The organism is Mesorhizobium sp. M0030, from assembly GCF_040323695.1.
In the GTDB taxonomy this organism is placed as follows: Bacteria; Pseudomonadota; Alphaproteobacteria; order Rhizobiales; family Rhizobiaceae; genus Mesorhizobium.
The window spans coordinates 1-25,151 of record NZ_JAMYVE010000028.1 but is presented as its reverse complement, the minus strand read 5'-3'; the positions used below and the strand labels follow the sequence as shown (position 1 = coordinate 25,151).

Below are 25,151 nucleotides of genomic sequence, written 5' to 3'. Positions count from 1 at the left end.
AATCGACAAGCTCGGTGCCAAAAACATGAAATATTGCCTACTTCTGTCAATCCTCGCTTTGGCCGCCTGCAAGACGAGCCATGGGCTTGCGACATGCGCGGGTGCCCCATTCCAACTGAACGTGGGACAATGGGAAACCACCCCTGAGGATCTTCAGGTCCAATGCGCGGAAGAGCCAAAGTGAAAGTTCCTGAACATGCCCTTCTGGTGGAGAGAGAAACGCTAGCCGCCCACTATAAGAAGGTGGAAGCGTTTCAAACTTCACGAGCGAAGTCTGCGCGGCGCCTGTCAAAGGCCCTGATAGCCTTTGCCGCAGCGGCGGTCCTAGGAAATGTTGCCCAGGCATTTACCATTGCTGCCATGGTCCCGTTGGCCAAGCTCGTACCTGTGTTCCTCTGGGTCCGGCCGGATGGGACCGTCGACAGCGAAGTGTCAGTCTCTCGACTGCCGGCAACCCAAGACCGAGCCGTCATAAATGCTTCGCTGTGGGAATATGTACGCCTGCGCGAGGGGTACACAGCAGATACAGCCCAATACGCCTATGACCTCGTATCCAGTTTCAGCGCGCCGGCTGTGCGACAGCAATATCAAGATTTCTTCAACTATCCGAATCCCACCTCGCCGCAAGTCACGGTCGGCAAACGCGGCAAGCTCGAGGTCGGGCATATTTCTTCAAACGACATCAGTCCGGACGTTCAACAGATCCGTTACAAACGTTCGCTTGTTGTCGATGGGCAGATGCCGATAGTGACCACCTGGACAGCTACCATCCGCTACGAGCGCTTGACGGGTCTGCCTGGGCAATCGAGGCTCACCAATCCGGGAGGTCTACTCGTCACTTCCTATCAAAGCTCGGAAGATAGCGTATCGAACCTGGGCTATGTGCAGCCATGACAAAAAGAGCGTTTCTCGCGCTGGTCTGTTCACTCTTCTTAACGATGGAAGCGTCAGCGGAAGACACACCACTTGCCGGCAAGCATGATGCGCGCATGCGCTACCTGGCTTACCGTCCTGACGAAGTGGTGCGCCTGTCTACCGCAGTGGGGGCAACGCTGGTTGTCACATTCGCGGCCAACGAGACAGTCGCAGCCGTGGCCGTTTCCAATAGCAAAGACCTGGCTGCGCTCCCGCGCGCCAACTATCTCTTTTTTAAGGCTAGCCGGATGCTCCCGCCGCAGCCGGTCGTCGTGCTGGCCGAGAGTGAGTCCGGTACACGGAGATACGTCTTCAGTATTTCAACGAGAGCGATGCCAAAACTCGATGAGCAGCAACCTGACCTATACTACAGTGTGCAGTTCACCTATCCTGCTGATGAGGCTGCTGCTCAGAGAAAGGACGCAGAAAGGCGCTCGATTCTTGGTCAGGCCCGGGCGAAAGTGCTGCGCGACGAGAGAGTTCAGGATTTGTTGAATCGGCCCGCCGCAACTACCAGTCCGGACGAAAGCAATTTTCACTACGTCGCAAAGGGCGATCGATCGCTGGCGCCGCTGGAAGTTTTCGATAATGGCTTTACCACCGTATTTGGCTTCGCAAGCAATTCCCGCATACCCTCCCTCTACATTATCAATCCCGACGGCAAGGAAGCCGCTGCCAATTACACGGTCAAAGGAGACTATGTTGAAGTATCCGCAGTCGCCCGGGAATGGCGTCTGAGAGATGGCAATACGGTCTTGTCCATTTTCAACAGGGCTTATGACCCTGTGGGACGAGCGCCAGGGACCGGTACAGTGACACCCGACGTGTGGCGCGTTTTGAAAGGCCCGGCCGATGAATGAAACCGGCCCACAGTCGGGACATGATGTCCATGCCTCAGGATCGATGGTCTCGGAGCCGGCCCGCCGGCATGTTTCGGGATTGCAGAAGTTGGCCGTCGCTGCTCTTGTTCTCATCTCATCTCTATCGCTCATCTGGCTCGGCGGTCGTCCCAGCACACAAGACGAGCCAACTCAGCCAAAACCTCCAATTGTCGCCGACGCCGAGCCATTCCGCCCCGTGCCGATTGAGATTGCTCCCGAAGCTCCAGCACCCGTACAGGCGGCGCAGGCAGGAGATTCTGCGCCATCCACGCCGCCTCCGACGCCAGCTGATCCGCCGCCGGAGGAAACACCAATTTTCGCCTACAGTGGCAGCGGTCAAATGCCCAACGACGGTCAGCGGAGCGAAGACAACCATAGGGATGCTCCCGCGACCTCGCATGAGATTTCAGACGCTGGCGATCTGACGGGGCGATTGAAACCAGATATACAGGAGCCAAGCCGGGCCACACTTTTGCCGCACCCTGATCTCGTGATTACCCAAGGAACGATAATTCCCTGCATTTTGCAAACGGCAGTCGACACAAATTTACCGGGTTATGTGAAGTGCGTCTTACCTAAAGACGTCCGCGGCGCCACCAACAACGTGGTGCTTTTGGATCGCGGGACGACCGTGATTGGCGAGATCCAGCGTGGTCTCCAACAGGGGGATGCGCGTGTCTTCGTGCTGTGGACGCGCATCGAAACGCCTGACCATGCCCTCGTTTCGCTAGCGTCGCCGGGCGCTGACGAGCTCGGCCGCTCCGGAATGCCTGGCACGGTGGATAATCACTTCTGGCAGCGCTTTGGCGGAGCAATGCTCATGAGCGTCATTCAAGGCGCGTTTCAGGCCGCCGGTCAATACGCTGGCAGCTCAGGTGGAGGAAGCGGCATCAACAGCTTCCAGAGCAACGCCGGACAAGCCGTTGACACGACCCTTAGAGCAACGATCAACGTTCCGCCAACTCTGAAGAAAAACCAGGGAGATGCTGTATCCATCTTTGTGGCTCGGGACCTCGATTTCTCAGATGTATACGATCTTAGACCGATCGCCGTGGCGCCAGCCCCCCAACATCGCCAACGCCGGAGAGACAACAATGCGACCGGAGGCTGACCCTCAATTGCGTTTGCTTCTCAACCCTGTTTTGAAATGGCTTGAGGAGCCAAGGACCGAAGAGGTCGCTATCAACCGGCCTGGGGAAGCCTTTGTCCGACAGGCCGGCGTTTTCACGAAACATCCGCTGCCGCTATCTTATGACGATCTGGAGGACATCGCGATCCTCGCTGGAGCGCTGCGCAAGCAAGATGTCGGACCGCAAAGCCCCCTCTGTGCGACTGAGCTGCCGAACGGAGAGCGGCTGCAGATCTGTTTGCCGCCCGCTGTTCCCTCAGGAACAATAAGCCTGACGATACGGCGTCCCTCAAGTCGTGTGACCGAACTCAAGGAAGTTTCTTCTCGCTACGAATACTCGCGTTGGAATCAATGGCGGTCACGAAAGGAGCGCCAAGAGCGGCAGGACGAAACGATTCTTCAGCACTACGACCATGGTGACTTGGAGCAATTTTTGCGAGCATGCGTTTGCGGGCGGCTCACGATGCTGCTTTGCGGACCTACTGGAAGCGGCAAAACGACAATGAGCAAGACTTTGATCAACGCTATACCCCCGCAAGAGAGGCTGATAAGTATCGAGGACACGCTCGAACTTGCAATCCCGCACGAGAACCATGTCCGGTTACTTTATCCGAAGGACCGAGCAAGCGTAGGTGCGGTGACAGCCGAGCAACTGTTGCAAGCCAGCTTGCGCATGCGCCCTGACCGAATATTGCTTGGCGAGATGCGCGATGATGCTGCTTGGGCCTACCTTAGCGAAGTCGTCTCCGGCCATGCGGGATCAATATCAACGATTCATGGGGCGGATCCGGTCCAAGGCTTTAAAAAGCTCTTTTCACTCGTCAAGAGCAGCCCGCAAGGAGCTGCTGTGGAAGACCACACGCTTCTTGACCTGCTGTCGGCTGCCATTGACGTCATTGTGCCGTTCAGTACCCACGGCGACGTGTATGAGGTGGGGGAGGTGTGGCTCGCCGCCGATGCCCGGCGACGCGGAGAGACAGTAGCCGACCTTCTTAACAAGCACTAAGGCTAGAGCACGTCGGGGATCGGTAGGTCGTTTGTGATACGATGGCGTAATTTGTTCAGATTGAACGTCCACTTTGATTTGAGGGAGGTGGATAATGGGAGGAGGACTGGGCGTAGACCTTCGGTCACAAGTCTGAAGTCTTCGGGCGCCCTGTCGGCGCGGCAAGTTGCGGCACGATTCGACTGGGTGTATCGAGCGCGTCCGCTGAATTGCGCGGGCGACGCTCACCGAGCTGGTGCCGATGCCTGCTTCAAAAGCGGCATCGACACCCGGCAGTCGTACCCTTGATTTACCTAGCCGCGCTCAATGAGTGTCTTCAAAGCCGCCGAACGTGGTTCGGAATGACCGGTGGTAAATCGGGAAGTGCCATATAGGGAATCCTCCTGGTATTGCCTCCAGGGGGTCCTCTCAATGAACAAAGCCGCAACCTGCCCTTGCGACCTCAGCTGGATGTTGCGACGCAACCCATAGGAGGATCGATGCGCAGAGAAATCGCAGGCAGAGTCGGTGGCATTGTGGGCCCGCCGACCGACGGTTTCAGCCCGTCAACAGGTCTTCACGTGTTCCATCCCCGACTATTGCAGGCGTGCGGCTTGCATGCTCCCGCGATCACCCATCGGAAAGAGCGTTACGAACACTACGAAGAGTTGCGCGACTTCCGCTGTCGCCCCGGTCTTACAGCGGACGGTGACCTGTCCGACCTTGATAGGACGTGAAATGCGAACGCTGCTCATTGATCATCATGTGGATCTTACGCGCGCTGTGCGAGTTGCGCTCGGGGATAGCGGTTTTGCCGTTGATGTAGTTGGCAACCTGGAACAGGCATCGAGGGCATTTTGTTGCGCAACCTATGAAATTCTCCTGCTGGAGTTGGCTCTGCCAGATGGCGATGGCTTGGGCTGGCTGAGACAGCTAAGGAGCAACGGGCATTCAGTTCCAACCCTCATTATGAGTAGCATCAACGATCTCGAGAAGCGGATTGCAATTTTCAACGGTGGCGCGGACGACTTTCTGCTCAAGCCCGTCTCTTTCGATGAGCTCATCGCCAGAATGAGAGCCATTCTGCGCCGGTCGACACAGGTGACCGACCCCATCGTTGTATTTGGCAATCTCAATTTCGATCCGATCGGCCGACAGGTTTCCGTCTCGGGTCATCCTCTGAAGATCGCACGCCGCGAACTATGTATTTTGGAGCATCTGCTTATCCGTGCAGGCCGCATCGTGCCTCGTGCGCAGTTGGAAGATCACCTCTATTCGTTCAACGACGAGGTATCTGCCAACGCGCTTGAAGTCGGAATCTATCGCTTACGTGGACACCTGAGAAGGTCAGGTGCAACGTCACGTATCACGACCATGCGCGGCATTGGTTACATTCTTGAATTGACTGAGGCGGCATCCGCATAGTTGGTCTAAATTGAAAGAACAGACTGCCTGCCCGTCGTCAGGGTGATCTTGTGGCCATAATGGACATCGCGGCCGCCCTTGACGATGGTGTCGGCATGCGGTTCGAACGGCTCTGTCGCAAACCTTTTTGTAAGCGAGCATGGCAAGAAAAACGCCTCAGCTGTGGAGGAGCACGTGATGTTCAAGGGCCGCCATTTCGACCAGGCTATCGGCTTCAAGTCGCATGCGAACCGCGTGGTTATCCTCTCCGGCATCGAGATGATCCACATGATGGGCAAGCGACAGGCGAGGTATGCCTACAAGGCTGTCGATCGCTGTTTCGATCTCCTCGCTGCCTGACGGACAGGCCGAAATGGCCGTTCACAACCCCATTTCCAGGTTTGCGACAGAGCCTTTTGTCGGCGTTGCCGGCTTCGAAGGGCCGGTGCGCGCCGAGCGGATCAAGATCACCCCCGGCCACCTTGCTGCGGCCACTCGCCGAGTACGAAGCGGCGGCCGGAGGGAGCTGGTGATGACGACCCTAGATCATGACCTGCTGATCGCAATCCTGGATCGGCTGAAGTTGACGGCGATCCGCGACCAGCTCGACACGCTCATGTCGAGCAAGATCGCGCAGTTCCCGTTTGTCCGCGAACTCGACGGCTTCGGCTTCGACGCGCAGCCATCGGTCTGCTTCAGCCAAACGTATTCATAGGTATGGGACAGGCTGCTATGTCCGCCACCCACGCCTGCTCCGAGGCCCTCCAGGGCAATGGTCTGAGACCTGGGCTCAAGCCCTTCGGCGAGGAGGATGAGACGCTGAGGCGTTGCGACTATCATCGCGGCGACACGCAGCTCTTGATTTGTGTGCGAAATCCTCAGCAGATCCATCGGGCTGAGCCGCTCAGCAATATCAACGAGAATGTCCAGCGGCAGATCAAGGATACTCAGAGGAGGAAACGCTCTTGAGGCTCAGAGCGCGTCTGCTCCAGTATAGATCAGGATGATTCACCGGGTCCTTCAACGCCAGCCGCCGGTTCCGATGAGAGAATTGTCCCTGATATCACGCTCGATGGAGTTAAATGCCGAGATGGGCGCCTTGCCACGCTCCTCAATGCCCCTCATGATTCACCGCCTATAGCTACCAACTGAATGAATCATCGTGATTGTCGCGCAGCGGAATCCTCAAGGATCGGGCAGTTCGTAGGGGGCGCCGGTTTGACCAGGTTGAGCCCGCGAATTGCTCGATCAGACAAGATCCTAATTCTCGACCATGCGGTGAGGCTCGAACGAGATCCTCGGGACGCACTCCAAGGTTTCGATCATGTTCGGCACACAAGGAAAGGGCGGCATTGCTGCCGCCCTGTCCGCTGTAAGTTGATAGGGGCTGGATTAAAAATCCATACCGCCCATGCCGCCCATGCCGCCCATGCCGCCGCCGCCCATGCCGCCAGGCATGCCGCCGCCGGCCGACTCCTTCTTGGGAGCCTCCGCGATCATGGCTTCGGTGGTGACGAGCAGGCCGGCGACCGAGGCCGCGTCCTGGAGAGCGGTGCGAACGACCTTGACCGGGTCGACGATGCCCATGGCGATCATGTCGCCATACTCGCCGGTCTGGGCGTTGTAGCCGTAGGTCGCGCCCTTGTTGTCGAGGATCTTGCCGGCAACGATCGAAGCTTCAGCACCTGCGTTCGAAGCGATCTGACGGGCCGGAGCCTGCAGTGCACGGCGAACGATGTTGATTCCGGCAGCCTGGTCGGCATTGACGCCGGTGACCTTGATGTTGGCCGAAGCGCGCAGGAGAGCGACGCCGCCGCCTGCAACGATGCCTTCTTCCACGGCCGCGCGGGTCGCGTTGAGGGCGTCGTCGACGCGGTCCTTCTTTTCCTTGACTTCGACTTCCGTCGCGCCGCCGACGCGGATCACCGCGACGCCGCCCGCGAGCTTCGCCAGACGTTCCTGCAGCTTCTCCTTGTCGTAGTCCGACGTGGTCTCTTCGATCTGCTGCTTGATCTGGGCAACGCGGCCCTGGATCTCGTCCTTCTTGCCGGCGCCGTCGACAATGGTGGTGTTCTCCTTGGAGATCGACACCTTCTTGGCGCGGCCGAGCATGTTGAGGCCGACATTCTCGAGCTTGATGCCGAGGTCTTCCGAAATGACCTGGCCACCGGTGAGGATGGCGATGTCTTCCAGCATGGCCTTGCGGCGATCACCGAAGCCCGGCGCCTTGACGGCGGCGATCTTCAGGCCACCGCGCAGCTTGTTGACGACCAGCGTGGCCAGAGCCTCGCCTTCGACGTCTTCCGAGATGATGAGCAGCGGCTTGGAGGTCTGCACGACGGCTTCGAGAACCGGCAGCATGGCCTGGAGGTTGGACAGCTTCTTCTCGTGCAGGAGGATGTAGACGTCCTCGAGCTCGGCAACCATCTTGTCGGCGTTGGTGACGAAGTAGGGCGAGAGATAGCCGCGGTCGAACTGCATGCCTTCGACGACTTCCAGCTCGGTCTCGGCGGTCTTGGCTTCTTCAACCGTGATGACGCCTTCATTGCCGACCTTCTGCATCGCTTCGGCGATCATCTTGCCGACCGACTCGTCGCCATTGCCGGCGATCGTGCCGACCTGGGCAACTTCCTCGGAGGTCTTGATCTTCTTGGCAGCGTTGCCGAGAGCCGCGACCACTTCGGTCACGGCCAGGTCGATGCCGCGCTTCAGGTCCATCGGGTTCATGCCGGCGGCAACGGCCTTGTTACCTTCCTGGACGATCGACTGCGCCAGGACGGTCGCGGTCGTGGTGCCATCACCGGCGATGTCGTTGGTCTTCGAAGCAACTTCGCGGATCATCTGCGCGCCCATGTTTTCGAACTTGTCGGAAAGTTCGATTTCCTTGGCGACGGTGACGCCGTCCTTGGTGATGCGCGGTGCGCCGAACGACTTGTCGATGACGACGTTGCGGCCCTTGGGGCCGAGGGTCACCTTCACCGCGTCGGCGAGGATGTTGATGCCGTGAAGCATGCGCTCGCGGGCGTCGCGGGAGAATTTTACGTCTTTGGCAGCCATTTTTTAGCTCCTGGCAGGGGCTTGCGATCAAGCCCGAAATTCAGTTGACGGTGAGGCCGATAATCAGCCGATGATGCCCATAATGTCGGATTCCTTCATGATCAGAAGGTCTTCGCCATTGAGCTTGACTTCGGTGCCCGACCACTTGCCGAACAGGATGCGGTCGCCGGCCTTGACGTCCAGCGGGACCAGCTTGCCGGCTTCGTCGCGAGCGCCGGAGCCGACGGCGATGATCTCGCCTTCCTGCGGCTTTTCCTTCGCCGTATCCGGGATGATGATCCCGCCGGCGGTCTTGGATTCGGATTCGACCCGGCGTACGACCACGCGGTCATGCAGCGGCCGGAAATTCGACTTTGCCATTTTTGGATTTCCTTGGTGCGGATGTTGAACGGTGCTCCGTTGCCGGAGCATGCCTAGCACTCAGCCGAAGCGAGTGCTAACGCGGCAATGAGATAAGCCGCAGGCTCCTGCTAGTCAAGACGGAAGAGCAAAGAGCAAAGAGAAAAGAGAAGACAGCAAAGAGCAGGCAGCAAAGAGCGTGTAAGCATCGAGCCTTTTATGTGAACAATGTCGGGTATCCGACATATATGGGGCGGCTCACCCTTTGTAATTGAGCTTTATTCAGATGGTACGATTGGTGCAACGGGTGTTGCATTTGAACTCATCCAGAGGCTCGCACGGGTCGTGCTGCGTCAGCTTGGTCATGTCGAGCTTCAGAAGGCCATTTTTGGCATTGGTTCTGTTGCTCCTATTGCCGTTCATGACCAATCCTGCGCGCGTGAGCCGGCCGGCTAGATTCCAACCACGAGAGCGCCGCCGCTGAGACCCGCACCCGCCGCCGCCAGAAGGATTTTCTCTCCTGGCTGGAATGGCTTCATCTGGTTGGCGAGCGAGAGCGACAGCGGGACCGTCGCGGCCGAAGAGTTGCCGTATTCGGCAATCGTCTTGACAATTGCTTGGTCCGCAATGCCGAGGTTTCTTCCGACCGCGCCGAAAATCCGAGTATTGGCCTGATGCGGCACAAACCGGCCGACATTGTGTGGCCGCACTCCCGCAGTGGCTAGCGCGGCTGTCGAGCAATCGGTCATCATCTCGACGGCTTTTGCGAACACTTCGGGCCCGTCGGTCATCGTCATCCGGGTCTGCCCGAGGTCGAGGTCGCCATGGAACGGCGTGTTGCTTCCTCCTGCGGGAATCTGGATCAGCCCGTAGCGCGAGCCGTCCGAAGCCACCGAGGCACCGAGAATGCCCCGATCAGCATCATCGCACTGACCGATCACCAGGGCGCCGGCGGCATCGGCGAACAAGACTGAGCTCGCGCGCTCGGCTGGATTGATGCGGCGGCTGAGGATGTTGGCGGCGATGACCAGCGCTGGTTTGCCATGCAGGCGGGTGAACCCGTCCGCAAACATGAGCGCATAGATGAAGCCGGCGCAGGCGCCGGTCAGATCGACCGCGCCTGCGCGGCCAAGGCCAAGCTTGTGTGCGACCAGCGGCGCGCTTGGCGGCAGAAGATGGTCGGGCGTCGAGGTGGCAAGCAACAGCAGACCGATGTCGTGGCGCGCAATACCGGCGTTCACCAGCGCCATGTCGCCAGCCCGGGTGGCAAGACCCGACAGCGTGTCTTCGTCCGTTGCCCAGAAGCGCGAACGGATTCCGGTACGCCTTTCGATCCAGCCCGGCTCGAGGCCGAGATTGCTCTCGATCTCGGCATTGGCCACCTTGCGCCCAGGCACGTGATGGCCAAGTCCGAGAATGCGCGACGACTTGCTCATGGCCTTGACCCGAAGCGTTCCCCGGCCTCCTCGATGGCGTCATAGAGTCGTTCGAGCTCGTCGCCTGCGATGCAATAGGGTGGCAGAAGGTAGAGGACATTGCCGAGCGGGCGCACAAGCAGGCCGCGCTCGAGGAAGAAAGCGCGCAGCTTCGGACCAATCTCGGCGAGATAACCTGCTGAACCGGTTCGCAGGTCGAGCGCCGCGATCGTTCCCGTGGCTCGACAGTCGGCAAAATATGGATTGTCCCGAAAGCGTTGCAGCCCGACGGCCTGCATCACGCTCAAGGCCGTGATCCGCCCGGCCACTGGCTCGTCGCGCCAGATCTCGACATTGGCGAGTGCTGCCGCACAGGCAATCGGATTGGCGGTGTAGGAGCTCGAATGGAAAAACGTCTTCTTCCGGTCCTCGGAATAGTGCGCCCGGAAGATGGCATCGGTGACAAGCGTTACGGCCAGCGGGATGGTGCCGCCAGTCAAGCCTTTGGAGGTGCACAGGATATCTGGAGAAATCGATGCCTGCTCGCAGGCGAACATGGTTCCGGTGCGTCCCCAGCCGGTCATCACCTCGTCGGCGATCAGCAGCGAGCCGGAGGCCTCAGTGATCTTCTTCAATTCGGCCAGAACCGATGCTGGATACATCAGCATGCCGCCGGCGCCCAGCACCAGCGGCTCGACGATCAAGGCTGCGGCTCGTCGATCGCGGGTCACAGCCTCGAAACGATCCAGCGTCTCCTGCTCGTGCCCCGCGGCCGGAAAGGGGATGATGTCGACCTCGAACAGCAAGGGTTCATAGGCGGCGTTGAACACGCCACGCGCACCGACGCTCATCGTTCCAATCGTGTCACCATGATAGCTGTGCTCCATGACGACGATGCGCGAGCGCGGCGCGCCGATGTTGCGGAAATAACCGAGCGCCATCTTCAGCGCGACTTCGACTGAGGTCGAGCCACTGTCGGAATAGAACACCCAGTCGAGTCCAGCGGGAGCGAGGCCGACAAGCGCCTTGGCCAAGCGCTCTGCCGGCTCGTGCGTGAAGCCCGCAAAGATAATCTGGTCGAGGCTCGACGCGGTTGTCTCGATTGCCTTCATGATGCGGGGATGGCGGTGGCCATGTGTGACGACCCACCAGGAGGAGATGGCGTCCAGGATGCGGGCGCCGTCGGCCCTGTGGAGATAGGCGCCCTCAGTCAGGACGATTTCTGGGATCGCAGGCTCGAGTGCGTGCTGGGTGAAGGGATGCCACACATGAGACTGCGACATCAGTCACCTCCAGTAATCGAGGCGAAGGCGAAGCCGGCAACCATTGCGTCCCTCAGTGTTTTGCCCGTCAGCACATCGAGGTGCGGCAGCCTGCCGAGCTGCGGGGCACCGCTGAATTCCACGATGGTCCGTTGCGTATCGGCCATCTCATCGCCGATGAAAGCGATGCCCGCCAACGGGATGGAGCGTGCGCGGAGCGCCTCGACCGATAGCAAGGTGTGGTTGATGGTGCCGAGTGTGGTGCGGGCGCACAGAATAACGGGCAGCCGCCATTCAGCGAAGATGTCGATTAACCTTGTGCGCCGGTTGAGCGGCACCATTAGGCCGCCGGAGCCTTCGATGACGAGCGGCGTCGGTAGGACGGGAAAAGCAAGATCGGCAGCCTTGATCGCCACGCCGTCGATCTCGGCCGAACGATGCGGCGACAGCGGGCTCCGCAAGCGGTAGGCTTCCGGCAGCACGCGCTCTGAGGGCAAGCCCGCAAGCCGCGCGACAACCTCGCTGTCGGTCTCGCCGTCGAGGCCCGATTGCACCGGTTTCCAGTAAAAGCCGTCCAGCAAACCGGCGAGCCCAGCCGCAAACACGGTCTTGCCAACTCCGGTATCCGTTCCGGTGATGACGATGCGTTGGGTCATATCGCCTCCGGTGATGTTTGGGCCAACACCTCGACCAGCGCCTCGACCATGGCGGAAATGTCGGCTTCGCCAATATTGAGCGTCAGTGAGATGCGCAGCCGCGACGTGCCCTCGGGCACGGTCGGAGGACGAACGCCGCGTATGTCGAAGCCGCGGGCCTGCAGGCGCGCCGCCACTGCCATGGTGCGCCTGACATCGCCGATTACTAAGGGCTGGATCTGAGAGCCACTTGGTGTCACACCCCAGCGATTGACCAACCGGCCGGCGCTGGCGACGCGTTCATGCAGCTGAACACGCCGCATAGGCTCGTCGGCGAGCATTGCGAGTGCCTCGCGCGCCACGACCGCCATCAGTGGCGATGGCGCGGTTGCGTAGATGAATGGCCGGCAACGGTTGATCAGATATTCGCACAGTGCCCTCGGCCCGGTGACGAGCCCACCAGATGCGCCGAGCGCCTTGCCGCAGGTGTGGAGCGCTATGATGTTGTCGCGGCCCTCGAAAGCGGCGGCAAGCCCCCGGCCATCCGGTCCCCAGACGCCGGTGGCATGCGCCTCATCAATGACGATGAATGCGCCGTGCCGATCGGCAAGTGCGACCAGGCTCTCCAAAGGCGCGCAGTCGCCATCCATGCTGTAAAGGCTTTCCACCGCGATCCAGACGCATCCCATGCCGCCTGCGACGCGCCACCGTGTAATCGCATCCTCGACAGCGGTGGCGTCGTTGTGCGCGGCCAGCACGAACTGTGCGCGCCCGGCCTGCGCACCCTCATGCATGCTGGCATGGGCGAGCTCATCGAGGACCAAAAGATCGCCCTTCTGCGGCAGGGCACTCAGCAGAGCGAAGTTGGCGATGTAGCCGCTGCCGAAGAACAGCGCGCGGTCGGCTCCAAAGAATGCCGCCGCATCTGCCTCGAGCTGCTCGTGTTCCGGTGCATTGCCGCGCAACAGCCGCGACCCGGTGGCGCCAACCAGCGTGCCCCGCGCAATCGCCGCCACAACCGCATCGCCAAGTCTTCTGGACGCGGCCAGCCCGAGATAGTCGTTCGACGAGAAGTCCAGCCCGGCGCGGGGCGAAAGCGTCCGCAGCCGGTCCTTGCGCGCTAGTCCCTGCAAGGTCGCATCAAAACGGGCAAGCAGCGCCCCGTTCATTGCGCCTCGAGTTCCATCGGATCGATGCCAAGGCGCCGGAACAGCAGGGTATCCTTGTCCTCACCGGGATTGTCCGCCGTCAGCAGCGTGTCGCCGAAGAAGATCGAGTTGGCGCCGGCAAAAAAGCACAGCGCCTGCATCTCGTCGGTCATCGCGGTGCGGCCGGCGGACAGACGGACATGCGATTTCGGCATCATGATGCGCGCCAGCGCGATCACGCGCACGAATTCGATCGGCTCAATGGGCTTGGCGTCTGCAAGCGGCGTACCGGCGATCGGGATCAGCATGTTGATCGGAACGCTTTGCGGATGTTCCGGGAGATTGGCCAGCGTCACCAGCATGTCGATCCGGTCCACCGGCTCCTCGCCCATGCCGACAATGCCTCCACAGCAGACCTTGATGCCGGATTTGCGAACGTGCTCGAGCGTCTCGAGCCGCTCGGCAAAGCTCCGCGTACCGATGATCTCGCTATAGTAGCGTTCTGACGTATCGATGTTGTGGTTGTAGTAGTCGAGACCCGCCTGCTTCAGTCGAGCGGCTTGCTCAAGATCGAGCATGCCGAGTGTCATGCAGGTCTCCAGGCCCAGCGCCTTGACGCCTTCGACCATCGCCACCACCGCATCCATGTCGCGCGCCTTGGGGTTTCGCCAGGCCGCGCCCATGCAATAACGGGTGGCGCCGGCATCACGCGCCTTGGTCGCTTCGGCGATGACGCGCCTGACATCCATCAGCTTGGACGCCTCCAACCCGGTTTCGTGACGCGCCGACTGGCTGCAATAGCCACAATCCTCCGGGCATCCTCCGGTCTTGATGCTGAGCAGCCGGCTGAGCTGGACCTTGTTTGGATCGAAATTCTGGCGGTGCACGGTCTGCGCCAGGAAGAGGAGATTGTTGAAGGGGGCATGGTAAAGTGCCTGAGCCTTTTCCAGGGTCCACGCTCCAGCGTCAGGCGGGTCAGGCGATTGAGCGTGCGGCGATGTCTGCGTTGAACTTGTCGTTTGCATCTCCATGCTGTTCCTCCGGTCTGTCTTGCGGGTCTTTGCTATCTGACTATGATGATCGGAAAGGACAGTTGACCCAATCCTGTTCGTTACTCAGACAATCATGAGCCCCGATGGTCGAGGCCGATATCCAGGATCGGCGCGCTGTGGATGAGTCGGCCGACCGAAATCAGATCAACGCCGGTCGCGGCAACCGCTCGCGCTGTATGCGACGTGATCCCGCCAGAAGCCTCGGTGATAGCGCGGCCACCGACCATTGCGACGGCGCGGCGAAGATCGGGGAGGGACATGTTGTCGAGCAGAACCGCATCGGGAGCGAAGCCAAGTACCTCCTCCAACTGGGCCAGAGTATCGACCTCGACTTCGATCTTGACGAGATGACCGGCTGCTCTTCGTGCTCGCTCGAGCGCTGGCCGGACGCCGCCTGCGATGGCGATGTGGTTGTCCTTGATCAAAATTGCATCGTCCAGGCCGAAGCGGTGATTGGACCCGCCACCTGCGCGCACGGCATACTTTTCGACTGCCCGCAATCCGGGCGTTGTCTTGCGGGTGCAGACGATCTTCGCGCCATATCCACGAACCGCAGCGACGATCGATGCCGTTGCTGTGGCGATGCCGCTCAGATGGCACAAAAAATTGAGTGCCGTCCTTTCCGCTGTGAGAATGGCTCGGGCCGGGCCAACCACTGATGCAATGACCTCTCCATCCACGACATTGCAGCCGTCTGTCCGCTCCACGGAGATTTCGACACCAGGATCAATCATGCCGAAAGCGAGCATCGCCAGATCGATGCCGGCGACAACTCCGGACTGTCGCGCCACCAACACGGTTCCCGCTTGGTATTCCTTCGGGACGATGGCGTCCGTGGTCAAGTCGCCGGCTCTGCCAAGGTCTTCAAGAAGAGATGCCCGTACAAGCGGCTCAAGCAGGACCGTGGGGAGCGGTGAGAGCATCATCACTTTGCACCTTCGGAGCTTGGCGAGTGTCCGAGTTCCCGCGCAGCCGCCAAGGCGGCTTCGAGCGTGATTTCGGACCGTCGGGCGGCAGTCGCATGATGAGGAAAATCTGTCCGGTAATGAGCGCCGCGGCTTTCTTCGCGCAACAAGGCGGCAACAGCAATCATTAGCCCGACAGCCGCCGGATCCGAGACCGCATCCTTGCTTTCGGCGAGCGGCAATAAGGCACGCGCGGCTGCTTTCAACGCTTGACCATCCCGGACGATGCCGAGTGCGCGCGACAGAAAAACGCGCACGGCTATCGGAGCGGGCGGTGGGTAAACGTTCGCAAACGCAGGCCTTGTTCTGCGCGCAGGCGTTCCGGCGACGCTTTCAGCGACCCAGCGGGCGCACACGATTGCCTCCGTCAAGGAATTGCTGGCGAGCCTGTTGGCGCCATGCAGTCCTGTCGAAGCGACTTCGCCGCAGGCCCACAGCCCCTTGACGGAGGTCCTGCCCGAGCTGTCCACGGCAACGCCACCCATGTGGTAGTGTTGGGCCGGACGAATGGGGATGAGATCGCGCGCGGGATTGATGCCGGCTCCAAGGCAGGCTGATGCGATTGTCGGGAAATGTCGAGCGAATGCCGGGCCTGGCCGTTGTCGGGCATCGAGAAAAACATGGTGGCCGTCCGCAAGGTGGTTCCACACGGCGCGGGCCAAGACATCGCGAGGCGCAAGTTCCGCCCCTGGCACGCTCTGGAGAAAAGCCTGGCCGGTTTCATCGATCAGGGCAGCACCTTCGCCTCGCACAGCCTCGCTGACCAGCGCCATTGGGCGTTCTGGGCCGTCAAGCGCGGTCGGGTGGAACTGGATGAATTCGAGGTCGGCTAGGACAGCTCCAGCGCGGGCCGCAAGCGCAAGGCCTTGTCCGCAACTGCCCCAAGGGTTCGTGGTGTCGAAAAACAGTCCCCCGATGCCACCGGTGGCGAGGACGACCCGCCGTGAGCCGAAGAAGAAAGGTGCGATCGAACAGCTCGCCCAGACGCCTCGGATCGCATTCTCTCGCACGGCGAGCCGGCGCGCTTCCACGCCCTCCACGACAACTATCGACGGAGTGGAACGCACAGCCGCGATCAGCGCACGCATGATCTCACGCCCGGTGCCGTCCCCATGCGCATGAACGATGCGACGTCGGCTGTGTGCGGCCTCCAATCCGAGGCACAGTGATCCTTCCGGCGTGCGGTCAAAGCGAACCCCAAAGCCCGCAAGCCCCTCTATGGCCTTGGGCGCGGCTTGGAGGATGCGGCTCGCCACGTCTCTGTCGCAGAGACCATCCCCGGCGGCAACCGTATCGGCCAGGTGCATTGCCGGATCGTCGTCTTCGCCGAAACTTGCAGCCAGGCCCCCCTGGGCCCAGGTGCTCGAGTTGTCAGCTCCCAGCAGCGACCTTGACAGAAGAAGCACCGGCTCCGGCGACAGTTGAAGGGCGGTCATCAGTCCGGCGATGCCGCCGCCGATGATGATGGGCCGCCCGAAGAAGCTGCGGGGGTCGGCGCTCAAACTGCCAGCATCCGTTCGACCGCTAGCCGCGCGCGCCCGGCGATCCCGGGTTCGACGGTTACGACATGGTGGTTCTGCTCGAGCGCCGTGCGGATGTTGGCAAGCGTGATCCGCTTCATATGCGGGCACAAATTGCAAGGCCGGATGAACTCGACCTCTGGGTGCGCTAACGCGACGTTGTCGCTCATTGAGCATTCCGTCATCAGCACGACACGTGGCGGCCTTTGCCTTTCGACATAGTCGGACATGGCAGCCGTCGAGCCGGAAAAATCGGCTTCAGCCACGACGTCGGGCGGGCATTCGGGATGGGCGAGCACGACCACGCCGGGATGGCTTTCGCGCAACTCGCGGATGTCGGCCGGTGTAAAGCGCTCATGCACCTCGCAACGCCCTTTCCAGGCGATGATCTGCACATCTGTCTGAGCGGCGATATTCTGGGCCAGATATTCGTCCGGCAACATGATCACCCGGAGAACCCCAAGGGATTCGACGACCGCCTTGGCGTTGCCGGATGTACAGCAGATATCCGACTCGGCCTTCACTTCGGCGGACGTATTTACATAAGTGATGATCGGAACGCCGGGATAACGCTGGCGCATCAAGCACACGTCTTCTGCCGTGATTGAGTCCGCCAACGAGCAACCGGCGCTGAGATCCGGAATGAGCACGGTCTTGCCCGGATTAAGGAGCTTGGCCGTTTCGGCCATGAAATGGACGCCGGCCAGCACGATGACTTGCGCCTCGACCGTCGCGGCCGTGCGGGCTAGTGCCAAGCTGTCGCCGACGATGTCGGCCACGCAGTGGAAGATCTCGGGCGTCTGATAGTTGTGCGCCAGGATGATCGCGTTGCGCTCGCGCTTCAGCGCAAGGATCGCCTCGATATCCTCGGCGAAAGCCGGCCATTCGATCGGCGGGATCACTCGTCGGACGCGCTCGTAGAGCAACGCGGCCCTAGGCAGCATGGCGCCCATCGACCCCCTCCCGCTTATACTCTAACCGAAAATAACCAGCATATACTTGCTGTGAGTATAAGGGATGTCAACCCCGCGCCAGCGGCAATTTTGTCCCGGCGATGAGCCTATCGTCGAGAACGGCGTGGCGGAAACGGAAAAGCTTCGCTGGCCGGCCGCCGGTCTCAGTGGTGGCCTCTCCGGTCTCCTCGACCAGCTCCTGCTGTTCGATCAGTCGGCGAAAGTTCGGCTTGTGGATGAGCCTGCCGGCGAGCGCCTCCACGGTTCGCTGCAGCTGCAAAAGCGTGAAGACCGGCGGCATCAGCTCAAAGACGACTGGGCGGTATTTGATCTTGGAGCGCAGCCGCGCAATGCCGGTCGCCACGATGCGGCGATGATCGGCGACCATGGACTTGCTGGGCACCAGCGGCGGGGGTCCTGCGTCCCGCCCTCTTACGGCCTCTTGGACCAGGCCTGCTTCGTAGACTAACTCATAGCGTTGAAGCGTGAGTTCCTCGTTCCAAAGGCGGTCGTCGAAGCCAAAGGCTATCGTCGCCCGCTGCCAGCGTTCACGTCGCGTGGCCGAATCGCCAACGCCGTTTGCCCATTCGATCAGGCGCGGCCGCAGAACGTCCAGCACGACCGCAGGCGTGCCGGAGCGGTGGTCCTCCCATGGAAAATATTCATACCAACTCTGCCATCCGCACTTGGGCGAGCCCGCTGCCTGTTCCTTGCGCGTCAATGCGAGATAGCTGATGGAGATGACGCGCTGCTGGCGCTCGGCGCCGATGCGATCCCGATCCGCGAACGTGTAGAGTTGCTCAATGTACCCCAGCCGATGGCCGGTTTGCTGCTCGACCCACCCCCTCAAGCCGGATTGCAGCGATCGGTGCTCAAGCGCAAAGGGACCGGAGGGCAAGGTGTCCGCCTGGCCGATGGTGAGGACACAGGGTTGACTGCCGTTTACGGCGACCACAAAGGCGATCAAGTCCACTTTGACGTTGTCGGCCTTGCCGGCGGCTCTGTCTTTCCTGAGTCCTATTGCCTGATCGTCCATTATTTGGCCAGCTCGGGGGCACCTTAATCGATTTAGTGTAAGCGTGCCAATTGGCACGTCAACACCCCGCAGCTGCATGGCCATTTTTTTGCTCTTCGCACCTGCACAAAAATGTGCCAAAGGCGACAGCCGCAGCTGGTAACGTAGGGGAAGGAGGGTCCCATGAGCGCTTATGGTGACACCAGGGCGATCACATTGCCGGATATTCGTTCGCGCAAAGGTGGGACGCCGCTCGTCTGCCTTACCGCCTACACCACCCCAGTCGCCCGGCTTGTCGATCCCCATTGTGATGTGGTGCTCGTCGGCGACAGCGTCGGCATGGTTCTCCACGGCCTGCCCTCGACGCTCGGTGTCACGCTGGAGATGATGATCACGCACGGCCAGGCGGTGCGCCGTGGCATCAAGCAGGCGCTGATGGTGGTCGACCTGCCGTTCGGTTCCTACGAGGAAAGCCCAGAGCAGGCTTTCCGCAATGCTGCGCGCGTCATGGCCGAGACCGGCTGCACGGCCGTCAAGCTCGAAGGCGGCGAAGCGATGGCAGAGACGATCGGCTTCCTCGCCGCACGCGGCGTGCCCGTCATGGCCCATGTCGGATTGACGCCGCAGGCCATCAACACCATCGGTGGCTACCGCGTACAGGGCAGGGGCGGGGATGCCGAGCGCATCAGGCGCGACGCAATTGCGGTGGGCGAAGCGGGCGCCTTTGCGGTCGTCCTGGAGAAGGTTCCGGAGGCGCTCGCCCGCCGGATCACCAAGGAGGTGGCGACCCCGACCATTGGCATCGGTGCCTCGGCAGCCTGTGACGGCCAGATTCTCGTCGTCGACGACATGCTGGGCCTCTTCGGCGACTTCCGGCCCAAGTTCGTCAAGCGCTATGCTGAACTCCGGGAGGCGGCTGCGGCTGCGATCGCTTCCTATGCGCGCGAGGTGAAGGAGCGCCAGTTTCCCGCCGCAGAGCACGTGTTTGCCGATGCGCCCAAGCCCGCCGACACGGACGCCACCAAGAGCGGAGAAGCAGCGTGAGCGTGCCGATCGTCAGGAGCGTTGACCAGCTTCGCGAAAGCGTCGCCGCATGGCGCTGCGAAGGTGTGAGGATAGCCCTGGTGCCAACGATGGGCGTCCTGCATGAGGGCCATCTCAGCCTGGTGCGCGCTGCACTCGAGAAGGCAGACCGTGTGATAGTGACGCTCTTCGTCAACCCGAAGCAATTCAACAGCCAGGCCGATCTTGCCGCGTATCCCCGCACCGAGAACGAGGATGCCGCCAAACTGGCACCGGTTGGCGCGCACCTGCTTTATGCGCCAGATGCAGAGGAGATGTATCCGGCGGGCTTCGCCACCACCGTTTCGGTTTGCGGTGTCAGCGAAGGCCTGTGCGGTACATTCCGGCCGGGGCATTTCGACGGCGTGGCGACCGTCGTCGCCAAGCTCTTCCTGCAGACCAGCGCTGACTTCGGCTTCTTTGGCGAAAAGGACTTTCAGCAAATTCACCTGGTCAGGCGCATGGCCCGGGATCTGGATATTCCAATCACCATTGTTGCCTGTCCAACAGTCCGTGAAGCCGACGGTCTTGCGCTATCATCGCGCAATGTGCGGCTCTCGCCAGCGGAACGCGCTGTTGCTCCCAAGCTATCATCGGTCCTGCTCAAGACGGCTGAGCGGCTTGAGCGCGGCTCACCCATCATGCCAACGCTTGCAGAATCTCGCGCAGCAATTCTGACTGCAGGCTATCGCGAGGTCGAATACCTGGAACTTCGCGATGAGGCAGATCTGCAGCCGATAACAAGCCTCGATCGACCGGCACGGTTGCTTGCCGCCGCCTGGCTCGGCGGCACACGGCTCATAGACAACGTCAGACTATTTCGGATTGGTTCAACAGATTAGCCACGTTCTCGGCACGCGCCGTATTCGTCCGGGATCATCTAAAACAAGGTCTCTGCCTGGCATTGAGCGTTACGGAGGTTACGCACAGGACACATGCATCGCGTGTTTGAGAACTTCGTCGAGCAACTGTCTGCAAGTGTTGATGCTGCCGATCTCTGTGAGGCAATGGCCTCCGCTGCAGCCGGCTTCGACTTCCCGCTATTCGCCTATTTCACCTACCCGTCAGCCTCCGGCGACGCCCCCCAATTGATTTCAAACTATCCTTCATCCTGGACGTCACGTTATCTGCAACAGCGGTACCACAGTCTCGATCCGGTCATCCTGCGCGGGCTGCAAGGCTGGGATACATTCGATTGGGGTGTGGATCGCGCTCGGCACGGTCTGCCGAATTCGCAGCAACAAATTCTAGAGAGTGCGGCTGAGTTTGGCATCTGCGGCGGCCTGACGATGTCCATGCATGATCATCTCGGCCGGTTTGCTGCCCTGACCTTTGCTTCCGACGAGTCCCGTCCGCCTCTGTTGCGGTCACTGGCACGTTACGAAAAAGCATTGCAGCTGGTGGCCATCAACTTTCATATCCATGTCCGGCGAAGGCTCGCCGATCATCGCGTGGTGGATGGTGTAACGCTCACCCCGCGGGAGTTCGAGTGCCTGAAATGGGCGGCGCGCGGCAAGTCGGCTTGGGATACTAGCCAGCTTCTCGGCGTCTCAAAGCGCACCGTGACCTTTCATCTGGAAAACGCCAAGGCAAAGTTTGGCGTTCGAACGATCAACCAAGCCGTTGCACGAATGGCTGCCTCCGGCCTGACGAGATCCTGATTCTCAGCCACGATACCTGTAAACCTCTACAGGCTGCATCGCTGTCAGCTTTGCCCTTCGATGGCGGGAACACATCCCACATGGAGGCGACCATGATGCAACTGATAGCACCAGACTTTTACAGTGATTTTGCAGGCGAGCTCAAAGAGATGCACGGGCTCAGGTTTCGGGTGTTCAAGGAAAGGCTCGATTGGGAAGTTGATACCGAAGACCAGATGGAATCCGATCCGTTTGATGCTCTCAAGCCTGTCTATCTGCTCCTCAAAGGATCCGACTGGCGAATTCGCGGTTGCGTGCGTCTTTTGCCCAGCACCGGACCCACAATGTTGCGCGACACCTTCCCGGTGCTGCTGGGTGCTGACGTCGTGCCCTCGACCACCGACATATGGGAGAGCAGTCGTTTCGCGCTCGATCTTCCTCCGTCGGCGCCCAAGGCAGCGGGCGGGCTGGGTCAGGCGACCTACGAGCTCTTCGCGGGCATGATCGAGTTCGGCTTGGCCAAGGATCTGACCCGGATCGTAACGGTGACGGACACGCGCATGGAGCGGATCCTCCGCCTTGCTACGTGGCCATTGTCGCGCATCGGAGAACCCAAGTGCGTCGGCAAAACGGAGGCGGTGGCTGGGTTTCTCGAGATTTCCCACGCGAGCCTTTTGCGCATCCGCAGCAGGGGACGTCTGAGCGGACCGGTACTGTGGCAACCGGTTCTAGGCCCGTCAGCATAGCGCCATTGTGGACACCTGTGCCATGAAGGATGCTGGTTTGTCCAAGGAAGCGACGGTCGGCCTTGTATGCTGGCCGGACTGGCGTCGCCAGGACGCTTACCACTACGCCAGACGATTGCCACGCACTGGCTGGGCCTGGGAGTTTCTTCGGCGCAATCCACAATTCCAGCGCGACCACGCCAAAATGGCACCGTCCGCCTGCTTTGTCGGAACCCAGGCCGACATGAAGATAATCGAGTTGACGACAGAATCAGCTTTCCTAAGACAATGGAGCCTCCTTTTTCGCGGACGCGCCACAGTCGGACGCTACATCGGCGAGGGTCTTTTGGGATCCGCGCGATTGCGCCTGTATTCTACGAGCGGCCGCGGAGCCGCTGGGGCTCGACCACGATTTTGAACCGCTTCACCTTTCTTCGCTCTCATGCTGCAAGGACATCCTGCTGACAGCTGCGGGCATGCAGCACGTGCTGCTGAGGGAGAACTGCCGGAGTCTGCAGATCGCCGTTTCCGGTGCGTCCGTACTCCGCCCGTTGCGGCTATATGTCGACGCGATCCTTCAGCCGCAGCACCTCAAGTTCCATGTCGCTGCCCTTCAGTTCCTGAACGACATCAATGATTGCCGCCGCGTGTCAGCTGCTTGCTTTCCGCCGGAACACCGCGGAGCGCGTCTGCGTATTGTACTGCAGGCTTTGGATGGCTCGCTGGCGGGAGCATCTCATCAGGAGGTCGCCATTGCCTTGTTCGGGAGACGCCGTGTCGAAGAAGATTGGCGTCATCCAGGCGGCCATCTTCGCGATCAGGTACGTCGCGCCATCCAACGCGGCCGCTACCTGATGGGCGGCGGCTACAGACAGTTCCTGAGGTAATTGGAGTGGTTGCGATTGTCTTATACGAACGCGCAACCTCCATTTTCTCACTGCAATGGTGCGTTGCACAAAACGTGGCAAGCGCCTAGTTCTTCCGCGGCGAATCGGGTTTCGGCGAAACACCGGGACCCAACTTCGTCGATAAGTGCATTCATGACCTGAGGACCCCGATGACCGTTATGAACTCCGACAAAGCCGGCGCTGCAAGCCTTGAGACAATCGCGCGAAACGGCAGCATGCTGCGTCGCATAGCCGTACGCATTCCGACCTACCTGTCGGATATTCGCGAGAACCCGGCGTGGCTGCCCATGTTCATGTTGGCGCGCACCATGCCGGCACGGAGAATGCACTGGCGTGGTGCAAAGCCGGTCCGAAGGCCGCAAAGAGCCCAGGACACGATGTTTGCCGGTGTCAATTGCCACGACGTTGTCGACGCGCTGCGGATGGATGGGCTTTTTCCCGGCCTTGTCCTGCCTGCAATGGTGGCTGAAGATGTAGCCGCATTCGCCAGGTGCACACCTTGTTTCGGCAATTTCGATCGCCGACTCGAGTTCATGCCGGCGGAGCATGCGGAGGCTGAGGCGCGATTTGGCCGTCCGTTGCTCAGCGGCCATTATTTCGAGCGCATTCTGGGCTGTAAGTCGGCCGTTGCCATCCAAAACGATCCGCTGCTCATGGATATCGCGGCGCACTATCTCGGCGGCCAGGCGACGCTGATCACGACGCGCGTCTGGTGGAGCTTCCCGACCGGCCAGGCGTCGGACGCGGACAAGAACCTGGCTTCGCTCGGCAAATACCACTTCGACCTGGACGACTGGCGGATGCTGAAGTTCTTTTTCTATCTGGTGCCCGTCGACGAGGGGACCGGCCCGCATATCTATGTTCGCGGCAGCCATGATCGCCGCGCCCTCAAGCACCAATTTACGCTTGTCGTCGGCCATCCAGCGCAAGAGATTCTGGACGTCTACGGCAAGCAGAGTCCGGTCACGCTGACCGGCAAGGCCGGTTTCGGTTTCGTCGAGGATCCGTTCGGGTTCCATATGGGCACCGTGCCGTCGCACAGGCCACGGCTGATGATGGAAGTTGGCTTCGGCGTTTCTCCTCCATCGCGCCGCCGCTTCCATGGCGAGCCTGTGATCCGCTGATTTCGAAAAGTCCCGAAACAGCCTTCCCGTTGTGAGGGAAGATAAGGCTATGCCGCCAATCGATCTGTTCCGGGCCAAAAGCGGTTGTCTGCATATGCCCTGAACTTGGCTGGTGCAATGAGTCTCGCCATTGCTCCAGCCAGCGCATCAGTGCCTGTTTAATCGAGGTTAGATGGCAGTGCGCCCAAGAGATCCTCCTCGATATCGCCTGCCGCGCGAAGCCTCAGATGCTCTTCGAAAACCTCCTTTACGGACCGAGTCGTCTCGGGTCTCCTTTGAGTGGCCGGAAGGTGGTGCACAGCCGTATCGTGCTTCGGGATCCTGAACGAAGGCGAGGGGCGGTTTGTTCCTCGCGCGGCGCATGCAGCGGTGCCGGCATGACAGCTTCGTCGTGGATCCCGATGCTCGGCAACGTCGGCGGTGAAGGCTCTGTCTAGGCGGCTTACGTGACTCCAATGCAGGAGATCGACCATCTCCTGTTCGAGCACATTCGTTGGCGATCACCGTCGCGGCGCTACGGACGCCGCGGCGCCTGCGATCAATGCAGTTTGCCGACTAGCCGAGCGTATTCGGCTTCAGCCCTGCCATATGACCCATCTGCCAGCGCAATTAGACGCGCGCGATCAAGAATGACTACCTCTCCTCGCATTGAGCGTATCAGACCTTGGCCCTCCAAGGTTTGCAGCGCTATGGTGACGCCGGGCCGCCTGACACCGAGCATAACTGATAAGAACTCGTGCGTAATCGCAAAGCTGTTCCCGTCGACGCGATCATCACACATCACCAGCCATCTTGAGAGCCTGTCGACTATGTTCATCCGGGCATTGCTGAGCGCGGTGAAGCTTGCCTGGAGGTGAAAGTAGTGAACGTAGCGGAGCAGAAAACTTCGCAGGGTTGGGCTTGTCAAAAGCGCCTTGGTGAAGAGGCCCGCATCGATAACAAAGGCTCGGGCCTCTAATTGGACGTAACAATCGTGCGTTGACCGGTCATCGCCCATGATAAGCGCTGAGCCGGTCA

Annotated in this window: 27 protein-coding genes and 1 pseudogene; 16 read left to right on the top strand and 12 right to left on the bottom strand. The window is 60.5% G+C overall.

Annotation, left to right across the window (positions count from 1 at the left end):
- The first annotated feature begins 25 nt into the window (after window positions 1-25).
- From NKJ80_RS30650 to NKJ80_RS31555, 9 genes and pseudogenes are all read left to right on the top strand, one after another.
- Window positions 26-184, top strand: coding sequence for a type IV secretion system lipoprotein VirB7 (locus tag NKJ80_RS30650; protein ID WP_081731658.1), 159 nt, complete (start codon window positions 26-28; stop codon window positions 182-184).
- Window positions 181-894 carry a type IV secretion system protein VirB8 gene (locus NKJ80_RS30645; protein ID WP_023685154.1) on the top strand — a complete coding sequence of 238 codons (714 nt, stop codon included), beginning with the start codon at window positions 181-183 and terminating at the stop codon, window positions 892-894. The genes NKJ80_RS30650 and NKJ80_RS30645 overlap by 4 nt, the downstream gene beginning before the upstream one ends.
- Window positions 891-1,775, top strand: coding sequence for a TrbG/VirB9 family P-type conjugative transfer protein (locus tag NKJ80_RS30640; protein ID WP_023673701.1), 885 nt, complete (start codon window positions 891-893; stop codon window positions 1,773-1,775). Before NKJ80_RS30645 ends, NKJ80_RS30640 begins: the two co-directional genes overlap by 4 nt.
- Window positions 1,768-2,907 carry a type IV secretion system protein VirB10 gene (virB10, locus tag NKJ80_RS30635; RefSeq protein WP_023708086.1) on the top strand — a complete coding sequence of 380 codons (1,140 nt, stop codon included), beginning with the start codon at window positions 1,768-1,770 and terminating at the stop codon, window positions 2,905-2,907. The genes NKJ80_RS30640 and virB10 overlap by 8 nt, the downstream gene beginning before the upstream one ends.
- Entirely contained in the window at window positions 2,891-3,931 is a 1,041-nt protein-coding gene (gene virB11 / locus NKJ80_RS30630) for a P-type DNA transfer ATPase VirB11 (RefSeq protein ID WP_023673699.1), read from the top strand. Before virB10 ends, virB11 begins: the two co-directional genes overlap by 17 nt.
- 717 nt (window positions 3,932-4,648) lie before the next feature.
- On the top strand, window positions 4,649-5,335 hold the full coding sequence (locus NKJ80_RS30625) for a response regulator (RefSeq protein ID WP_352498923.1): 687 nt from the start codon (window positions 4,649-4,651) through the stop codon (window positions 5,333-5,335).
- Between the two features lie 177 nt (window positions 5,336-5,512).
- Window positions 5,513-5,674 (top strand): hypothetical protein, encoded by a 162-nt coding sequence (locus NKJ80_RS30620; RefSeq protein WP_502882088.1) that lies wholly within the window; start codon window positions 5,513-5,515, stop codon window positions 5,672-5,674.
- A gap of 172 nt (window positions 5,675-5,846) precedes the next feature.
- Window positions 5,847-6,005, top strand: a pseudogene (locus NKJ80_RS30615) (ATP-binding protein); the annotation flags it as partial.
- Window positions 6,006-6,046: 41 nt separating this feature from the next.
- A complete protein-coding gene (locus NKJ80_RS31555; RefSeq protein ID WP_023743439.1) occupies window positions 6,047-6,283 on the top strand; it encodes a hypothetical protein in 237 nt (78 codons plus the stop codon).
- Window positions 6,284-6,706: 423 nt separating this feature from the next.
- Here the strand turns inward: NKJ80_RS31555 and groL are convergent, their stop codons facing one another.
- The 11 genes from groL to NKJ80_RS30560 all read right to left on the bottom strand — a co-directional run bounded on the left by groL (window position 6,707) and on the right by NKJ80_RS30560 (window position 18,696).
- Window positions 6,707-8,371 carry a chaperonin GroEL gene (gene groL, locus NKJ80_RS30610; RefSeq protein ID WP_286460910.1) on the bottom strand — a complete coding sequence of 555 codons (1,665 nt, stop codon included), beginning with the start codon at window positions 8,369-8,371 and terminating at the stop codon, window positions 6,707-6,709.
- A 63-nt stretch (window positions 8,372-8,434) separates the two neighbouring features.
- On the bottom strand, window positions 8,435-8,731 hold the full coding sequence (groES, locus tag NKJ80_RS30605) for a co-chaperone GroES (RefSeq protein ID WP_019863563.1): 297 nt from the start codon (window positions 8,729-8,731) through the stop codon (window positions 8,435-8,437).
- A 431-nt stretch (window positions 8,732-9,162) separates the two neighbouring features.
- Window positions 9,163-10,146, bottom strand: coding sequence for a 3-oxopimeloyl-[acyl-carrier-protein] synthase BioZ (gene bioZ, locus NKJ80_RS30600; protein WP_023685574.1), 984 nt, complete (start codon window positions 10,144-10,146; stop codon window positions 9,163-9,165).
- Window positions 10,143-11,408 carry an adenosylmethionine--8-amino-7-oxononanoate transaminase gene (locus NKJ80_RS30595; protein WP_023673641.1) on the bottom strand — a complete coding sequence of 422 codons (1,266 nt, stop codon included), beginning with the start codon at window positions 11,406-11,408 and terminating at the stop codon, window positions 10,143-10,145. The genes bioZ and NKJ80_RS30595 overlap by 4 nt, the downstream gene beginning before the upstream one ends.
- Window positions 11,408-12,043: a dethiobiotin synthase gene (bioD, locus tag NKJ80_RS30590; RefSeq protein WP_023673640.1), complete on the bottom strand. Its 636-nt coding sequence runs from the start codon at window positions 12,041-12,043 to the stop codon at window positions 11,408-11,410. Before bioD ends, NKJ80_RS30595 begins: the two co-directional genes overlap by 1 nt.
- Window positions 12,040-13,191 carry an 8-amino-7-oxononanoate synthase gene (locus NKJ80_RS30585; protein ID WP_352498922.1) on the bottom strand — a complete coding sequence of 384 codons (1,152 nt, stop codon included), beginning with the start codon at window positions 13,189-13,191 and terminating at the stop codon, window positions 12,040-12,042. Before NKJ80_RS30585 ends, bioD begins: the two co-directional genes overlap by 4 nt.
- Complete coding sequence (gene bioB / locus NKJ80_RS30580; RefSeq protein ID WP_023727898.1) at window positions 13,188-14,201, bottom strand: biotin synthase BioB; 1,014 nt, start codon at window positions 14,199-14,201, stop codon at window positions 13,188-13,190. The genes NKJ80_RS30585 and bioB overlap by 4 nt, the downstream gene beginning before the upstream one ends.
- A gap of 92 nt (window positions 14,202-14,293) precedes the next feature.
- Window positions 14,294-15,148: a carboxylating nicotinate-nucleotide diphosphorylase gene (gene nadC / locus NKJ80_RS30575; RefSeq protein WP_352447893.1), complete on the bottom strand. Its 855-nt coding sequence runs from the start codon at window positions 15,146-15,148 to the stop codon at window positions 14,294-14,296.
- Window positions 15,148-16,689 carry an L-aspartate oxidase gene (locus tag NKJ80_RS30570; protein ID WP_352498921.1) on the bottom strand — a complete coding sequence of 514 codons (1,542 nt, stop codon included), beginning with the start codon at window positions 16,687-16,689 and terminating at the stop codon, window positions 15,148-15,150. Before NKJ80_RS30570 ends, nadC begins: the two co-directional genes overlap by 1 nt.
- Window positions 16,686-17,660 carry a quinolinate synthase NadA gene (nadA, locus tag NKJ80_RS30565; protein WP_352498920.1) on the bottom strand — a complete coding sequence of 325 codons (975 nt, stop codon included), beginning with the start codon at window positions 17,658-17,660 and terminating at the stop codon, window positions 16,686-16,688. The genes NKJ80_RS30570 and nadA overlap by 4 nt, the downstream gene beginning before the upstream one ends.
- 67 nt (window positions 17,661-17,727) lie before the next feature.
- The gene (locus NKJ80_RS30560; protein WP_023673634.1) at window positions 17,728-18,696 is read right to left on the bottom strand and encodes an NUDIX hydrolase; all 969 of its coding nucleotides are present in this window, start codon (window positions 18,694-18,696) and stop codon (window positions 17,728-17,730) included.
- A 162-nt stretch (window positions 18,697-18,858) separates the two neighbouring features.
- On the opposite strand from NKJ80_RS30560, the gene panB reads away from it, so the two are divergent.
- The 7 genes from panB (at window position 18,859) to NKJ80_RS30525 (ending at window position 24,134) form a co-directional block, all read left to right on the top strand.
- The gene (panB, locus tag NKJ80_RS30555; RefSeq protein WP_352498919.1) at window positions 18,859-19,719 is read left to right on the top strand and encodes a 3-methyl-2-oxobutanoate hydroxymethyltransferase; all 861 of its coding nucleotides are present in this window, start codon (window positions 18,859-18,861) and stop codon (window positions 19,717-19,719) included.
- Window positions 19,716-20,579 carry a pantoate--beta-alanine ligase gene (gene panC, locus NKJ80_RS30550; RefSeq protein ID WP_023808077.1) on the top strand — a complete coding sequence of 288 codons (864 nt, stop codon included), beginning with the start codon at window positions 19,716-19,718 and terminating at the stop codon, window positions 20,577-20,579. The genes panB and panC overlap by 4 nt, the downstream gene beginning before the upstream one ends.
- A gap of 93 nt (window positions 20,580-20,672) precedes the next feature.
- Entirely contained in the window at window positions 20,673-21,398 is a 726-nt protein-coding gene (locus NKJ80_RS30545) for a LuxR family transcriptional regulator (RefSeq protein WP_023673631.1), read from the top strand.
- Window positions 21,399-21,490: 92 nt separating this feature from the next.
- On the top strand, window positions 21,491-22,123 hold the full coding sequence (locus NKJ80_RS30540) for an acyl-homoserine-lactone synthase (protein ID WP_352498918.1): 633 nt from the start codon (window positions 21,491-21,493) through the stop codon (window positions 22,121-22,123).
- Window positions 22,124-22,145: 22 nt separating this feature from the next.
- Window positions 22,146-22,520, top strand: coding sequence for a transcriptional regulator domain-containing protein (locus NKJ80_RS30535; protein WP_352498917.1), 375 nt, complete (start codon window positions 22,146-22,148; stop codon window positions 22,518-22,520).
- Window positions 22,521-22,578: 58 nt separating this feature from the next.
- Complete coding sequence (locus NKJ80_RS30530; protein ID WP_023673629.1) at window positions 22,579-22,989, top strand: DUF2285 domain-containing protein; 411 nt, start codon at window positions 22,579-22,581, stop codon at window positions 22,987-22,989.
- 170 nt (window positions 22,990-23,159) lie between these two features.
- Complete coding sequence (locus NKJ80_RS30525; RefSeq protein ID WP_023708080.1) at window positions 23,160-24,134, top strand: hypothetical protein; 975 nt, start codon at window positions 23,160-23,162, stop codon at window positions 24,132-24,134.
- A gap of 538 nt (window positions 24,135-24,672) precedes the next feature.
- On the opposite strand, the gene NKJ80_RS30520 is transcribed toward NKJ80_RS30525, so the two are convergent.
- A partial coding sequence (locus tag NKJ80_RS30520; RefSeq protein ID WP_352498916.1) for a Crp/Fnr family transcriptional regulator occupies window positions 24,673-25,151 on the bottom strand: 479 nt, incomplete at its 5' end.